This window comes from Rappaport israeli (assembly GCF_001888055.1).
GTDB classification, from domain to species: Bacteria; Pseudomonadota; Gammaproteobacteria; order Cardiobacteriales; family Cardiobacteriaceae; genus Rappaport; species Rappaport israeli.
Genome location: NZ_LXHZ01000025.1, coordinates 1 through 13,470, shown reverse-complemented (window position 1 = coordinate 13,470; position 13,470 = coordinate 1). Strand labels below are relative to the sequence as shown.

The window sequence follows — 13,470 nt, the reverse complement described above, 5'->3', positions numbered from 1 at the left end:
ATATTTATAATATAGGCAAGTGTTGTAAAAATTCTTCGGCGTTTAATTCGCCCACTACACGATTGCTACGCACTTCATTGCCCTGTGGGTCGAAAAATAAAATGGAGGGGGGCGCTAAAACACCCAAAGAAGACATCAGCACTTTTCCCGCTTCGTTATATTGCGTTACATCCGCTTGCAAGACCATCATATGCGATAGTCTTTCTGCACTTGCGGGTCGGTAAGTACTTTGGCTTCAAAAATTTTACAAGAAACACACCAATCGGCATAAAAATCAAGCATGCTCCATTTGCCTTCTGCTTGGGCTTTTTTAAGTTGTTGTTCTAACTCATCCATTGTATTGACGCGCACAAAACTTACCGCATTGGCATGAGCGGTTGGCGCACCAGTGGCGCTACTTTGCAAGACGCTTAAAGGCTGACGCAAAGACTGTCCTCCAGCTGCAGCGCCAATGAGCAATAACACACTCCAGATAATGCTTAACAGCGCGATAATAAATAAGCTATTTTTAAATAAATGTCTGCGCTCAGATAATGCTACCGCTTTCCCAGCGCCATGCTCAACATACACACTACGCGCTACACTCACGCCAAGAGCAAATAACCATACCCCCCAAAGCGCTAATTGTCCCGCAGGGTCAATTAATCGACTTACGAAGTAAACAGCTGTTGCCAAAAGGATAAATCCAAACACAGCTTTCACTTGGTTCATCCACAAACCAGGTTTGGGCAAAAATGCTGAACCCACGGTTACCATTAAAATCAGTGGCGTTCCCATCCCTAAACCAAGCGCAAGCAAAGCAGAACCGCCATAAACGGCATTGCCTGTATCAGCAATATAAATTAATGCCCCTGCCAACGGCGCGGTCATGCAAGGGCTTGCCAATAATGCCGACAAAATGCCCATCATCGCCGCACCAATCCAACTACCGCCTTTTTGTTTATTGCTGATTTTACTTAAGCGATTACGAATAAAAAGCGGGAGTTGTAATTCATACAATCCAAACATCGCCAAGGCTAATGCCACAAAAATTAAGGCTAAGGGGATAATAAAAGTGGGCTGTTGTAAAGTCGCTTGCACACTAGCGCCTGCCAATGCTGCCACCACGCCAATAAGTGCGTAGGTAATCGCCATCGCAAGCACAAAAGCTAAGGCAAGCACAAAAGCACGTTTATTGCGCGCTTGGCTGCCAACAATTACAGACGACAAAATCGGAATCATGGGCAATACGCACGGCGTAAAGGCTAGTAATAGTCCCAGTCCATAAAAAACAGCTAGATTAAGCGCAAAGCTATTATCAGCAAGTTGTCCAGCAAGGTGCTGGTCTTTTGCAACTGATTGCGCTTGGGGTAGGTGTTGAGGGGTCAAGTCTGTTTGTTGGGGGTTGGCCTCTTGCGATAAAGAATAATCAGGAGTAGAAGGCGCGGGGGGCATATCGCGCGCTTGTGTCGTTGTGTCAACATCATTTAAGGGAATATCTGCAATTGCAACGGTCGCGCTTTGAGGCGGATAACACAGCCCTGCCTGCGCACACCCCTGCCAATGGAGTTCTAATTGCTCAGCTTGTGCAGGGTCTATCGTTAGCAACGCTTGATGATAATACACCTCAGAATCGCCAAAAAATTCATCATGAATAATCGTTCCTTGCGGATACTCGACGCGCGCTAAAGGCTTATCGCCTTCAAACGTCATCCGCTTTCGATAAAGATAATAATCAGGCGCAATATCCCACTCTAATACAATTGTGCCATCGCTATTTTGCGATAATTGATAACTAAAAGCTTGCTCGGGGGGTAAGAAATCAGGCTCATTAAATGCCATTATCGCAGGCGATAACCACATCAAAAACACCATTAAAAAAAACACTTTAAGCGCTTGCCATAAAGCACCTTGCCGATACAAATAAGAGGGATAACACATACTCAAAACCTAAAAACAATCATCATAGAAAAACACATCATACCGCTGGCAAAAGTTATGAGAATTAAATAATCCTTAGCCAGCTCCAACCATTTAGCGCAATCAGCGCAAATACAACTAAAAATCCATTGCCAAAACAACGCATTTTGCTACGCACCTTAACTAAGAACGTAGCAATGCTCATCAAACAGCTGTTCATTTAGTAAGCGTTATTTACACAACAAACTCAAGACGATACCTGTGCGACTAATCACCGCATCGCATTGTTTATTTTCTCCAGAAGGATAATACGGCTCACACCAAGCGTTATCAATGGGTTGCGTTCCGATTAGACATTGGCGCAATGCCTTGCCTTCGCGCACAAAATTTAGCTTTCCAGATAATTTATTAAAGCTATTGCGTTTATCGCCCGTAGCGGTCAGCGCATTATTCGCGCTGATGGGGCTACCAGCTTGCAAATCAGGACTCACTGCTACAGCGCGCCCCTGTTCAGCCGCTTTAAAAGCTTGTTGCACTTGTTGTTTGCTTTCTAAGGCGGCTAATTCAGCAGCTTTCGCTTCTGCTTGCGCCTGTTTGGCTTGTTGCGCTTGGCGCTCTGCCTGTGCTTGCGCCTCTCTTGCTTGCTCGGTGCGACGCTCTGCCTGTTGTTGGGCAATAAGGGCTTGTTGTTGTGCTTGTTGTTGTGCTTGTTGTTGTGCTTGTTGTTGTGCTTGTTGTTGTGCTTGTTGTTGCGCTTGTTGTTGCGCTTGTTGTTGCGCAAGGGCTTGCGCTTCTCTGGCTTGCTGAGCTTGTTGCTCGGCTATTTTGCGCGCTTCTTGTGCTTTTGCTTGTGCCTCACGACGTGCGCGTTCGGCTTTTTGTTTTTCCTGCGCTTTACGTCTGGCGATTTCTTGTTGTTCAGCGGCTTTTTGTGCGGCTAAGCGTGCGGCGCGCTCGGCTTCACGGCGGGCGATTTGCTGTTTGGTCACTTCATTTTCTGCGCGCATGAGCTGATAGAGCAGTTGGTCATCAATATAGCCATAATCCGCGCGTGGCATGTTTCGCTCTTGACGAAAAGCAAGCATGGCGGTGCGTGTGTTATCGCCAATAATCCCATCGGCTTTACCTGCGTTATAGCCCAAATCGCCTAATACGGTTTGCATTTTTTTGGTGAGCTGGCGCTCAAAAAGGCTTAACCAATCTGCGCTAATTTCACCTGTTTGGGAGAGTTTATTGGCTTTTTGAAAGCTAAAAATGCCGTCTTTGGTGGCGTCGTTGTATTGCCCATCAATAACGCCAGCATCAAAAATTTAAAAACCGCAATCCTGTTTGAATGTATTTAAGCAATGAAACTGAATGGGTTTTATTCTGATAACCTTTGTCTTTAAGCCAAGCGAGGGTGTCTTTATCTGCACTTAACAGCGCTAAATCATAGCTGGCAAAACCGCGCTCATCTTCTTTGGGGAGGGTGCATTGCTGTGTATAGTTTTGAATGGTTTCAAGTTTGCCTTTTCTTAGCGCTGTAAAAATACTGCTCTGCGCTTCTTGGCAGTCTATGCTGTTTTGTGCAACAACCAAAGGGGATGGAAAGGCTATAAGAATAAGGAGGGGTAATAGAATTTTGCGTAAAGACATAGCGTGCATAAATCTCTCAGTTAAGATTGCCATGGAGTTAAAGCGTTGGGGTAGTGTTTGTGTAATAAAAAGGCTTGCAATGCCAAGAGCATGGTTACATTAGAAATCTCACCGCGCACCAACTGGCTAAACGCTTGTTGATAACTCACGCGACGCACCAAAATATCTTCCCCTTCTTCTAATAATCCTGTGTATTGCCCTACTTTTTTTGCATCTACACGGGCAAAAAATAAATGCGTCCGCCCAGAACTACCGCCTGGTGCATTAAAATAGGTTTCTACCAGCTCAAGCTCTAGCGCCTGCGTGCCAATTTCTTCTTGCAGTTCGCGTTGTATGCACTCTTGAGGGGTTTCGCCTTGTTTATCCATAAATCCCGCAACGATTTCTTGTTGCCAAGGATTTACGCCTGCCACCATCGCACCAATGCGAAATTGCTCAATAAATACAAATTCTTCCAACTCAGGGTCATAAGGCAACGCTGCGACAACATAACCACTAGCACCAGAACATTCGCGAACTACCTTGCCACTAAATCCTCCACGAAATAGCTCAAAATCAACTTCATAGCGCTTAAGTTTGAAAAATCCTTGATAGACATCATGCGCGTCTAACACTCGAAATTGATAGTGCATAAAGCCTCCCGTGCGTTCAATCGGTCATTAAAATCTTGGATTAGTCCCAATATAGCCGTAAGGATTAACAGGCGTACCTTGTTTGCGCGTTTCAAAATGCAACGCTGGTTGATTGCGAGAATTAACGCCCATTGTGCCAATGACTTGCCCCCGCTTAACACGCTGTCCTTCTCTGACAGTTGCGTTGTCTAAATAACCATAAGCAGACAGCACTTTATGAGAATGGCTAATAATCACCATTCGTCCATACCCAGAAATGCCCGTGCCTGTATAGACCACCGTGCCATCATTTACCGCCATAACCGTCTGTCCTCGTTGCCCTGCTATTCTTAGATTGCGATGCCCTGGGGTTTGCGTGCTATAGCCTGAAATAACTTGCCCACGTGTTGGCCAAATCCAACCCGCCTGACCAGTGGTTGTAACTTGTGGCGCAACAACAGGAATACGACGTACGCCAACAGGCGGTTTCATACGCAATTGATGACCTGCCAAAATATAATCTGGATTGCTTAAATTATTCCAGCTTGCCAATTCATGCATATCCAAACCATAGCGCCAAGCAATGCCAAAAAGCGTATCGCCTTTTTTTATCAGATAATAATCACTAGGGGTGAGCGCTCCGCGCGCACCGTGTAATTGTTCGGCAGTGAGCTCATTTTCATTGCCAAAAAACTGACGTCCGCTACTACAAGCGCTTAACAGCACCACCGCTGACAAGCCAAGCAACCAAGCGCTAAGACTTGTTGTTTTAGATTGTTTTGGCATTAAAGCTCCTTTAACCAAGTTTGCATCTCCTCTAATTTAGACTGATGTGTTAAATCAAATTGCAAAGGCGTTATTGATACATAACCCTGCGCCAGCGCATCAAAATCCGTTGCCTGTGATGAACTTTTCGCCTGACCCGCCACATCAAACCAATACATCACCTGACCGCGTGGATTTTCTACCGTAACCAATGCATTAGACGGCTCACGCCGCCCCAACACCGTCAATCGTCGCCCTTTTATCTGCTCATAAGGTAAATCAGGAATATTAACATTTAATAGCGTATTCTCTGGCAAAGGTTTTTTTTGAATATCCAATAATAACTGCTTGACCACCTCAACCGAACTCTGCCAATGTTTTGGCGCATGTGAAACATTAGACACCGCCAACGCTGGCAATCCCAACTGCATCCCCTCAAATGCCGCTGCCACCGTTCCCGAATAAATCACATCATCGCCTAAATTCGCACCGCGATTAATCCCACTAATCACCATATCAGGCAACGTTTCAAAATACCCCGAAAGCGCCACCTTAACACAATCTGCTGGCGTCCCATCTACACTATAAATCTGTGCATCGTGTGCATAAACATTAAGCGGACGCGCCAGCGTCAATGAATGACTCGCGCCACTACAATCACGGTCAGGCGCCATCACCACCACCCGCTTAACTGTGTTTGCCAAAGCATCAGCTAATAACCGCAATCCAGCGGATAAATAGCCATCATCATTTGATAATAATACAAACATCTTTTGCACCTATAAGCGCCCAATATTTTCAGAAGCTTAGATTTTAAAAGTTAAATAGCGCGCCATCATACCACCATCTTTTTTAACATAAGGTTAACAATAAGTTTAATAAAAAAAGCTCAACCCAAAGCCAACCCATCAAGCCAAGACCCATAAAGTTTGCTATGCTAGCGCCCTTTTCTCAACCCTAAATCACATTATGAAACCAATCGCTTTACTTATCCTGACCAACCTAGGCGTTATGGCGGTACTCGCCCTAATTTTGAAAATTTTTGGAATAGACCACATGCTCGCCCAAAACGGCGTGAACCACACTGGCTTTTTGCTCTTTGCTTGCATCTACGGCTTTGCAGGGTCTTTTATCTCTTTAATGATGTCAAAAAGCCTTGCCAAAACCCAAATGAATGTCCAAATCATCACCCAACCCAGCAACGCCACCGAACGCTGGTTGGTTGAAACCATCACCCAACAAGCCCAACGCAGCGGTATCACCCCTCCTGAAGTCGGCATATTTAACCATCCAGCTCCCAATGCCTTTGCCACAGGCGCTAACAAAAATAATGCCCTTATTGCCGTAAGCACAGGTCTATTAACCCTAATGGATAAAAACGAAGTCGAAGCCGTACTCGGGCATGAAATGGCGCATGTTACCAATGGCGATATGGTTACCTCCGCCCTCATTCAAGGCACCATCAACGCCTTTGTGCTTGTTTTTGCGCGCATCATCAGCCTTATTCTTTCCAGAAACAACAACAACCGCGGTCATAACGGCAGTTTTTTTCTCATCTACATGCTCATGCAAACCGTCCTTGGTTTTTTAGGCTCTCTCGTCGTCCTTTGGCATTCTCGCCAGCGCGAATACAAAGCCGATGCTGGTGGCGCCTACCATGCCGGCAAAGCCAATATGATTGCCGCCCTACAAAAACTCCAACACCACAGCGAACAAAGCCAACACAGCGCCTTATCCAAAGAGTTTCAAGCATTTGGCATCGTAGCGCTGGCAGGATTATTAGCCACCCATCCTCCCATTGCAAAGCGCATCGCCAGCTTACAAGCCCTTCCCAACAACCCAAACCCTTAAAATCCCATGCTTGAACTAAGCGATATCACCCTATCCCGAGGCGCCAAAACCCTCCTCACCCACGCCAACGCCCGCGTTCACGACGGACAGTGCATTGGTCTTATCGGGCGCAACGGCGCAGGAAAATCCACCCTTCTTGCTCTTATCCGTGGAGAAATTGATAGCGACCAAGGGCAACTACTAAAACCAGAGCATTGGCATATTGCAAGCGTTGCACAAGAAACGCCCGCACTGGATATACCCGCGCTAGACTACGTTTTACAAGGACACACCCCCTATCAACGCGCCCTTAAAGCACTAGAGCAAGCCCAAGACAGCCAAGATGGCTTACAAATTGCCAAAGCGCATGACCTATTTGCGCAAGCTGATGGCTACGCTCTCCCTGCCCAAGCAGGCGCTCTACTCAACGGATTAGGATTTCATCACACCGCCCATCAACACCCCGTGCGCGAATTCTCAGGGGGTTGGCGCATGCGCCTAAATCTTGCACAAGCGCTCATCGCCCCAGCAGACATCCTCCTACTCGACGAACCCACCAACCATCTGGATTTAGACGCAGTTTTTTGGTTACAAGATTTTTTGCGCCACCACCGCGCCACCAAAATCATCATCGCGCACGACCGCGATTTTCTCGACAGCCTCTGTGAGCAAATCTGGCACATCGACCAACAACAACTCACCCCCTACAGCGGAAACTACAGCAGCTTTGTTCGCCAACACCACGAACAACGCCAACAAGCCAGCGCGACAGCACAAAAAGAAGCCCAACGACGCGCCCACCTACAAAGCTACATTGACCGCTTTCGCGCCCAAGCCAGCAAAGCCAAACAAGCGCAAAGTCGCATCAAAGCATTAGAAAAACTTAGCCACACCCCACCCCCAACCACAGAACAGCAATACCGCCTACAATTTAGCCCTGCCACAGCCACCCCCTACAGCCTCATCCGCTTAGACAAAGTCGACCTCGGCTACAGCGCCAGCGCCCCCCTACTCACCCACATCACCCTAGAACTCACCCAACACAGCCGCATAGGACTACTAGGGCGCAACGGCGCAGGAAAATCCACCCTCATGAAACATCTTGCGCAACAACTACCTGCACTCAACGGAGAGCACACCCTCCATCCCAACACCCGCATCGGCTACTTTACCCAACACCAACTCGACACCCTAGACCCCAACAGCACCGCCCTCGCACATCTCACAACCCTACGCATCGATTTAAACGAACAAGCCAAACGCGATTTTCTTGGTGGTTATGGATTTAAAGGAGATGACGTCGAACAACCCATTTATCGATTCTCAGGCGGAGAAAAAGCCCGCCTCGCGCTTGCCCTCATTGTCGCCCAACAGCCCAACCTCCTCCTCCTTGACGAACCCACCAACCACCTAGACATAGGCATGCGCGACGCCCTAACCGAAGCCCTACAAAGTTTTGACGGCGCAACCGTGCTCATCTCTCACGACCGCAACCTCCTGCGCGCCAGTTGCGACCAATTCCTCCTCATCGCCAACGGCAAAGTCCAACCCTTTGAGGACGACCTCGACGGCTACCATCAATATCTGCGCCAACAACACAATCCCCCCACCAACCCCAATACACCCCCACCCCATCAACAACGCGACAAAAAACGTCAACAAGCCGAACAACGCCGCCAACTACAACCCCTCAAAAAAGCCCTACAACAAGCAGAAAAACAAGTTGAAACCCTACAGCAACAGCTCAACGAACTAGAACAAATCCTAAGCCAAACCGAACTCTACCAAGAACAGCACAAACCCACCCTCCTCCAACATCTCGCCAGCCAAACCCAGCTCAAACAATCCCTTGAACAAGCCGAACAACGCTGGCTAGATGCAGCCCAAGCGCTCGAACACGCCGAACAACAACCCTAACCCACCCAAAAAATCAAACGCCTAAAAAAACGCCCTACCACCGCGTAAAAATATGGCGATAAGCAGAAAATACCCAAGCGCCCATTAACGGCTGAACCACCAGCAACAGCAACAATAACAACAACACCTGCAACCACGGCAACACCAACCCCAAAACTGCCGCAAGCACAGCCCCAACAATCACCGCCCCCAATATCAACACAAACAACAGCGATAATCCCGCCCAATTGCGCCACGTGCCCTGCCAATTTCTTTGCACATGCCCCCATAACGAACGCTCATCAAACTCCACCAACATCGGCAAAACCGCCCAAGTTAACGTCGTAAACACCACCCAATAAAGCGCACTTAAAATCATCAAGCGTTGCAACTGCACCGCATCCACCCTTACCCCCTCTGAGAGCATCACTATCTCCCCCACCCACAGCGCCTGCGCCCATTGCAAACACACATTAAATCCACACACCAGCGCCACCAAACGCCATACCTGACGATGCTTAAATTGCAACAACAACCAATACGCATCCGCCATCACCACCTTCTCACCGCGCGCCACTCGCGCCATCGAACGATACAACCCCGCCTGCACCGACAAAAGCACCCAACTCACCCCCAGCAATGACAACAACTGCGCCAGCCAAGAAAGCAACGCCACCTGAGACAACCCCCCAGACAGCCCCCTAAAAACCAACACCCCCACCATAAGCAACAAAATCGATGCCAGCATATACAACAGCCACTCCCCAGCCCTACGTACAAACAACTGCCAACCATCTTTAAACCACACCCACGCCTCCGCCGTCTGGCGCTTTTCAGGCACCTCCAACAACCATAATTGCTTTTGCATCACACCCTCCATTTTAAAAAAATAACCATCAACCCCATTTTGCGCCCGCCTCATTCCCCCAACCAGCAAAACAATCAGCCAACACCCCACAAATTATGCGCAAAAAAGCCTTATTGTAAGGTAAAATGCGCCTTCCTATAGCCTAAATCCTTACGCCTGTAATGTTAAGAACCCTCTGCCTACTATTGATTGCCTTATTTTTCGCCCCGTTATGGGCGCAAAACACCCCTGAAAACATAAGTGCTGGCGACGTCCCAGGCATCAGCCAACTCAATGAACTGAAAGACCAAGTCTATAAACTCAAAGAACAAAACAAACAAAAAGCCATCCAAGTTGAAAGCCTCACCAATACAATCAATACCCCGCTATCCTTTGAACGCAGCATAAAAGAAGAAGAACTCAGCCAAGCCTACATCGAACTCGAACAAGCGCGCCTACAAGTCGACAACCTACAAAACGAACTCAGCAATCTAGAACAAAACCTACAAAATACAAAAAAACGCAACAACGACCTCAACAGCCTACTACAAAAACAATCCAACCCCCTTTCAGATAGCCCCGACAATCAAGAGCGCGACCTCATCCACACCCGTCAACTGCTTGAGCGCAATCAAACCTTTGAACAAATCCTAAGCGAACAAAAAGAACTCCTAAGCAACGCGCTCTTACTCGCCGAACGCCAGCGCGCACTACTTGAAACACGCTACCGTCGCTATAACGAACGCTACCTTGAACTACAAGATAACAACCCCGACCAATTGCTAAATAACAAAGTGCGCGACCGCGTCGCACTCCTAGAACAAACCCGCGAACAACTCTCCAACAAAATCACTCGTGCCAATCTGGACCGCCTGACCCGCCTAGACCTCAACATTGAACTTGCCATGGTAATTAAACAACTGTTTTTAAACAGCATTTGGCAAGACTATCTCAGCATTGAACGCCGTCTACAAGATTTGCAGTTTGTTGATTTTAGTAGCGTTTCCCTTAGTCGCATCGAAAACGTGCAAAACGAAATCAACCTCTATCACGAACGCATCACCAATATGGCAGAACAACTGCAAAGAAACTTCTCCCTCATCACCGAACAATATTCACTGTACAAACTCCAGCGCACCAACATCCCCCAACCTATCGAAACGCGCTACAAAGAAATGACCAACCGCTACCAAAGCGTTATTAACTCACTAGAAAACGCCAATTTAAGCATTGAAATCATCAGCGAACAAATCAACCAACAATTCACCCTGATGTCTAAAAACCACCTCACCAAACACTACAACTTCCTAAAAGAAATCAACGACATCTCCGCACTAGGCAAAGAGCTCATCACCGCCAGCAGCCTTTTTGTTGGACAATATCTAGTTGCCATCAACACTTTTTATCAACAACTACAAAAATTTAGCACCCATCGCTGGCTGGTGTTTGGCGGATTATCTTTTCTGATAATTATTATTGTCGCCATCTTAACTGGACACATGAACTATCTCGTGCGGCGCAAACGCAAAATCAAACGCCTCCCCTTCGCCACGCGCCTATTACTATTTATCCTTGGCATGCTCAAATACAACCTCCCCTACATTGGCTTTTATGCCTTGTTTGGCTTGCTTTAACCTTCACCCAACTCACCTCCCCCAGCTACGAACTCCTCCTCTTACCCCCTGTTATACTGCTAATGATTTGCATCCCTTATTTTTCTGCCACCATCCTCATTAACACCGAACTCCTCAAAACCGCCGACGACCGCCGCATCGTCCGCCCGATTATTTTTATTTCCACCATGGGCAGTATTTTGTTTGCACTGGTTATCATGGCACAAATGACCCTTGACGACAGCAACACCATTAATGTCTTTCGCTGGTTATTCGGACTCTACATCCTCGCCATCAGCTGGCCATTTGCGCAAATGCTCAAACGCTCCATTGACTATTTAGATGAATACTACCAAGACTTCCTAAGCTATCGTATTTTGCGCATTGTCATCGCCATCTTACCGCTATCCACCGCAATTTTTGGCATAGCCAGCGTATCAGGCTATTTGAATTTTGCTTGGGTAAGCACGCGTTATATTCTTTATTTTGTTCTCTTTGCGATTTTATGGGTCAGCATCATCGCCTTACTAAAAGATGCCTCCCTATGGGCAAAACGCTACGCCCTACAAAACACCCAAAATGGATTATTTTGGGCGCAAGACGTCATCACCCCCTACATACCGTATTGCGCTACGGCAGCCTCTTCATTCTCGCCACCCTACTTTTTAAACTCTATAACTGGAACGACAAAACCCCCTTCATTCAAGACGCCCTCAACATCCTCAACACCCCACTCTTTCAAGGCAAAGAAGAAAGCCAATTCACACTACGCAACATCCTCCTTATGGGATTATTATTTTATTTTGTCTTTCGCATTGGCGGTTGGATTCGTTCTTTTAGCTACCGCTGGATTTATAGCAAAGTATTAGACCTAGGCATTCGCAACTCCCTAGCGGTTTTTAGCCAATACGCCGTAGTAACCATAGGATTTTTACTTGCTTTACGTGTTATCGGACTTGACCTCACCGCCTTCACCGTCTTTGCAGGGGCATTAGGTGTAGGGATTGGTTTTGGCATGCAAAACATCGCCAACAACTTCATCAGCGGCATCTTACTACTCATAGAGCGCCCTCTTAGAAACGGCGACATCATCTCCGTTGGCAATTACTTTGGCACCGTCGAACGCATCGGCATGCGCTCTTTAACCATGACCACCTTTGACAACGAAGCCCTCATCCTCCCCAACTCCGACTTCGTCACCTCCGCCTTTATCAACTGGACGCATACCGACCAAGTCGTGCGCCTAAGCCTTTATTTAGATCTCGACTACAGCCATAATCCAGCGGAAGTCACCCGTCTACTCAATCAAACCATGCAACGCCTACTTGAAGAAGACAAAATCATCTCCGAAGGAGAACTCATCTCCGCCGTCTACGCCCATGAATACAGCGACCGTGGCACCACCTACCGCATCATCTTTTACCTAGACATCGACAAACACGGCTACATCGACACCCGCGACATCGTCATCGCCGCCATCTGGCAAGCCTGCTATGACAACAACCTACAAATCGCCTACCCCAAACGCGACCTATTTTTCCCAAGCAGTCCACAACAGCTGGGACAACTCATGCAAAATCATCCACAAGCACGCCCCAACCTACTAGATAAACTCGACTAATGCATAAACGAACGCAACGCCGTAAGCAACATCTGCACCCCAATAGAGATTAAAATCATCCCCATCAACCGCTCAATCGCCTTCAACCCACGATGCCCCAAAATACGATACAACTGAGGGGCAACCAACATCACCACCGCCCCAATCCCCCAAGCCGTCAACGTCGCCAAAACCAACGCATCATCTGCCCTGGTTGACGCTCCACCAACAAAATCAACGTCGCCAACAACGAAGGACCTGCAATCAGCGGAATAGCCAACGGCACAATCAACGGCTCCCCATCCTCCACCTCATCCCCCATCACCCCACCGCGCGAAGGAAAAATCATCCGCACCGCAATAATCATCAACACCAACGCCCCAGCAATCCCCACCGCCTCACGCGACAACCCCAAACCCTTCAGAATATGCGGGCCTGCAAACAAAAAACACAACATCACCACCAAAGCAATGCACAACTCCCGCACCAACACCTTATAGCGCCGATGCTCCGGCACATTTGCCAACACCGACAAAAACACCGGTATATTCCCCAAAGGGTCAATAATTAACAACAACGTCACAACCACTGCAAAAAAATCCATACCATCCCTCAACAAAACTTATACATATTAAAAAGCGTTAAAGCGCGCATTGTACGGAAAACCCCGCCAAGGCAAAACCCCCAAAAACCGCACATCACCCATCACCCATCACCCATCACCCATCACCCATCACCCATCACCCATCACCCATCACCCATCACCCATCACCC

General features: G+C 47.7%; 13 protein-coding genes and 1 pseudogene. 5 read left to right on the top strand and 9 right to left on the bottom strand.

Features of this window, described 5'->3' with window-relative positions; translation table 11 throughout:
- Positions 1-4: 4 nt before the first annotated feature.
- From A5N84_RS07350 to surE, 7 genes are all read right to left on the bottom strand, one after another.
- On the bottom strand, positions 5-190 hold the full coding sequence (locus A5N84_RS07350; RefSeq protein WP_072281858.1) for a hypothetical protein: 186 nt from the start codon (positions 188-190) through the stop codon (positions 5-7).
- The gene (dsbD, locus tag A5N84_RS07345; RefSeq protein WP_072281857.1) at positions 187-1,920 is read right to left on the bottom strand and encodes a protein-disulfide reductase DsbD; all 1,734 of its coding nucleotides are present in this window, start codon (positions 1,918-1,920) and stop codon (positions 187-189) included. Before dsbD ends, A5N84_RS07350 begins: the two co-directional genes overlap by 4 nt.
- Before the next feature lie 209 nt (positions 1,921-2,129).
- Entirely contained in the window at positions 2,130-3,062 is a 933-nt protein-coding gene (locus tag A5N84_RS07340; protein ID WP_072281856.1) for a peptidoglycan-binding domain-containing protein, read from the bottom strand.
- A 139-nt stretch (positions 3,063-3,201) separates the two neighbouring features.
- Positions 3,202-3,543: a hypothetical protein gene (locus A5N84_RS07335; RefSeq protein ID WP_143324876.1), complete on the bottom strand. Its 342-nt coding sequence runs from the start codon at positions 3,541-3,543 to the stop codon at positions 3,202-3,204.
- A gap of 11 nt (positions 3,544-3,554) precedes the next feature.
- Positions 3,555-4,166, bottom strand: a complete 612-nt coding sequence (locus A5N84_RS07330) for an NUDIX domain-containing protein (RefSeq protein WP_072281854.1) — start codon at positions 4,164-4,166, stop codon at positions 3,555-3,557.
- 27 nt (positions 4,167-4,193) lie between these two features.
- Entirely contained in the window at positions 4,194-4,931 is a 738-nt protein-coding gene (locus A5N84_RS07325; protein ID WP_072281853.1) for a peptidoglycan DD-metalloendopeptidase family protein, read from the bottom strand.
- Positions 4,931-5,680, bottom strand: coding sequence for a 5'/3'-nucleotidase SurE (gene surE, locus A5N84_RS07320; protein WP_072281885.1), 750 nt, complete (start codon positions 5,678-5,680; stop codon positions 4,931-4,933). The genes A5N84_RS07325 and surE overlap by 1 nt, the downstream gene beginning before the upstream one ends.
- A 199-nt stretch (positions 5,681-5,879) precedes the next feature.
- Between surE and htpX the strand changes: the two genes are divergently transcribed.
- The gene (htpX, locus tag A5N84_RS07315) at positions 5,880-6,761 is read left to right on the top strand and encodes a protease HtpX (RefSeq protein ID WP_072281852.1); all 882 of its coding nucleotides are present in this window, start codon (positions 5,880-5,882) and stop codon (positions 6,759-6,761) included.
- Positions 6,762-6,767: 6 nt separating this feature from the next.
- Positions 6,768-8,657 (top strand): ABC-F family ATP-binding cassette domain-containing protein, encoded by a 1,890-nt coding sequence (locus A5N84_RS07310; protein WP_072281851.1) that lies wholly within the window; start codon positions 6,768-6,770, stop codon positions 8,655-8,657.
- 34 nt (positions 8,658-8,691) lie between these two features.
- On the opposite strand, the gene A5N84_RS07305 is transcribed toward A5N84_RS07310, so the two are convergent.
- The gene (locus tag A5N84_RS07305) at positions 8,692-9,504 is read right to left on the bottom strand and encodes a hypothetical protein (protein WP_143324875.1); all 813 of its coding nucleotides are present in this window, start codon (positions 9,502-9,504) and stop codon (positions 8,692-8,694) included.
- A gap of 161 nt (positions 9,505-9,665) precedes the next feature.
- Between A5N84_RS07305 and A5N84_RS07300 the strand changes: the two genes are divergently transcribed.
- The 3 genes from A5N84_RS07300 to A5N84_RS07295 all read left to right on the top strand — a co-directional run bounded on the left by A5N84_RS07300 (position 9,666) and on the right by A5N84_RS07295 (position 12,717).
- Positions 9,666-11,117: a coiled-coil domain-containing protein gene (locus A5N84_RS07300; RefSeq protein ID WP_072281849.1), complete on the top strand. Its 1,452-nt coding sequence runs from the start codon at positions 9,666-9,668 to the stop codon at positions 11,115-11,117.
- A 62-nt stretch (positions 11,118-11,179) separates the two neighbouring features.
- Positions 11,180-11,965 (top strand): hypothetical protein, encoded by a 786-nt coding sequence (locus A5N84_RS10310; RefSeq protein ID WP_158008678.1) that lies wholly within the window; start codon positions 11,180-11,182, stop codon positions 11,963-11,965.
- Positions 11,881-12,717 carry a mechanosensitive ion channel family protein gene (locus A5N84_RS07295; protein WP_158008677.1) on the top strand — a complete coding sequence of 279 codons (837 nt, stop codon included), beginning with the start codon at positions 11,881-11,883 and terminating at the stop codon, positions 12,715-12,717. The genes A5N84_RS10310 and A5N84_RS07295 overlap by 85 nt, the downstream gene beginning before the upstream one ends.
- Here A5N84_RS07295 and A5N84_RS07290 read toward each other — a convergent pair.
- Positions 12,714-13,300, bottom strand: a pseudogene (locus tag A5N84_RS07290) (MarC family protein). The gene A5N84_RS07295 and the pseudogene A5N84_RS07290 overlap by 4 nt on opposite strands.
- Positions 13,301-13,470 lie beyond the last annotated feature (170 nt).

Excerpts from the sequence above, each read along its gene's own strand:
- A5N84_RS07350 (WP_072281858.1), bottom strand. The coding sequence starts at position 190 with ATGATGGTCTTGCAAGCGGATGTAACGCAATATAACGAAGCGGGAAAA.
- dsbD (WP_072281857.1), bottom strand. The coding sequence starts at position 1,920 with ATGTGTTATCCCTCTTATTTGTATCGGCAAGGTGCTTTATGGCAAGCG.
- A5N84_RS07340 (WP_072281856.1), bottom strand. The coding sequence starts at position 3,062 with ATGCAAACCGTATTAGGCGATTTGGGCTATAACGCAGGTAAAGCCGAT.
- A5N84_RS07335 (WP_143324876.1), bottom strand. The coding sequence starts at position 3,543 with ATGCACGCTATGTCTTTACGCAAAATTCTATTACCCCTCCTTATTCTT.
- A5N84_RS07330 (WP_072281854.1), bottom strand. The coding sequence starts at position 4,166 with ATGCACTATCAATTTCGAGTGTTAGACGCGCATGATGTCTATCAAGGA.
- A5N84_RS07325 (WP_072281853.1), bottom strand. The coding sequence starts at position 4,931 with ATGCCAAAACAATCTAAAACAACAAGTCTTAGCGCTTGGTTGCTTGGC.
- surE (WP_072281885.1), bottom strand. The coding sequence starts at position 5,680 with ATGTTTGTATTATTATCAAATGATGATGGCTATTTATCCGCTGGATTG.
- htpX (WP_072281852.1), top strand. The coding sequence starts at position 5,880 with ATGAAACCAATCGCTTTACTTATCCTGACCAACCTAGGCGTTATGGCG.
- A5N84_RS07310 (WP_072281851.1), top strand. The coding sequence starts at position 6,768 with ATGCTTGAACTAAGCGATATCACCCTATCCCGAGGCGCCAAAACCCTC.
- A5N84_RS07305 (WP_143324875.1), bottom strand. The coding sequence starts at position 9,504 with ATGCAAAAGCAATTATGGTTGTTGGAGGTGCCTGAAAAGCGCCAGACG.
- A5N84_RS07300 (WP_072281849.1), top strand. The coding sequence starts at position 9,666 with ATGTTAAGAACCCTCTGCCTACTATTGATTGCCTTATTTTTCGCCCCG.
- A5N84_RS10310 (WP_158008678.1), top strand. The coding sequence starts at position 11,180 with ATGATTTGCATCCCTTATTTTTCTGCCACCATCCTCATTAACACCGAA.
- A5N84_RS07295 (WP_158008677.1), top strand. The coding sequence starts at position 11,881 with ATGGGATTATTATTTTATTTTGTCTTTCGCATTGGCGGTTGGATTCGT.